This window comes from Paenarthrobacter sp. NPDC018779 (genome assembly GCF_044391085.1).
In the GTDB taxonomy this organism is placed as follows: domain Bacteria; phylum Actinomycetota; class Actinomycetes; order Actinomycetales; family Micrococcaceae; genus Arthrobacter.
In genome coordinates, this window is the sequence record NZ_JBIRZS010000050.1 from 3,972 (window position 1) to 5,161 (window position 1,190).

Consider the following 1,190-nt stretch of genomic DNA (forward strand, 5'->3'; position numbering starts at 1 on the left):
TCCGGAGCGGGTGTGGGCCGCAGAGACCAGGGGGAAGCGACTGTTTACTAAAAACACAGGTCCGTGCGAAGTCGCAAGACGATGTATACGGACTGACTCCTGCCCGGTGCTGGAAGGTTAAGAGGACCGGTTAGCCCCTTCGGGGGCGAAGCTGAGAATTTAAGCCCCAGTAAACGGCGGTGGTAACTATAACCATCCTAAGGTAGCGAAATTCCTTGTCGGGTAAGTTCCGACCTGCACGAATGGAGTAACGACTTCCCCGCTGTCTCAACCATAAACTCGGCGAAATTGCAGTACGAGTAAAGATGCTCGTTACGCGCAGCAGGACGGAAAGACCCCGAGACCTTTACTATAGTTTGGTATTGGTGTTCGGAGTGGCTTGTGTAGGATAGGTGGGAGACGTTGAAGCCCGGACGCCAGTTCGGGTGGAGTCATCGTTGAAATACCACTCTGGTCACTTTGGACATCTAACTTCGGCCCGTGATCCGGGTCAGGGACAGTGCCTGATGGGTAGTTTAACTGGGGCGGTTGCCTCCTAAAAAGTAACGGAGGCGCCCAAAGGTTCCCTCAGCCTGGTTGGCAATCAGGTGTCGAGTGTAAGTGCACAAGGGAGCTTGACTGTGAGAGAGACATCTCAAGCAGGGACGAAAGTCGGGACTAGTGATCCGGCGGTACATTGTGGAATGGCCGTCGCTCAACGGATAAAAGGTACCTCGGGGATAACAGGCTGATCTTGCCCAAGAGTCCATATCGACGGCATGGTTTGGCACCTCGATGTCGGCTCGTCGCATCCTGGGGCTGGAGTAGGTCCCAAGGGTTGGGCTGTTCGCCCATTAAAGCGGTACGCGAGCTGGGTTTAGAACGTCGTGAGACAGTTCGGTCCCTATCCGCTGCGCGCGCAGGAAATTTGAGAAGGGCTGTCCTTAGTACGAGAGGACCGGGACGGACGAACCTCTGGTGTGTCAGTTGTACTGCCAAGTGCACCGCTGATTAGCTACGTTCGGATGGGATAACCGCTGAAAGCATCTAAGCGGGAAGCTCGCTTCAAGATGAGATTTCCACACACAATTAGTGTGAGAGGCCCCCAGCCAGACCACTGGGTTGATAGGCCGGATGTGGAAGCGAGGACTAAAGACTCGTGAAGCTGACCGGTACTAATAGGCCAACAACTTACACCACCCAAAAAACAC

The 1,190-nt window shown here is 54.5% G+C and carries 1 rRNA gene (only partly in view); it reads left to right on the forward strand.

Features of this window, described 5'->3' with window-relative positions:
• A 23S ribosomal RNA gene (locus tag ACH488_RS21895) occupies positions 1-1,179 on the forward strand; it begins 2,084 nt to the left of the window's first position.
• Positions 1,180-1,190 lie beyond the last annotated feature (11 nt).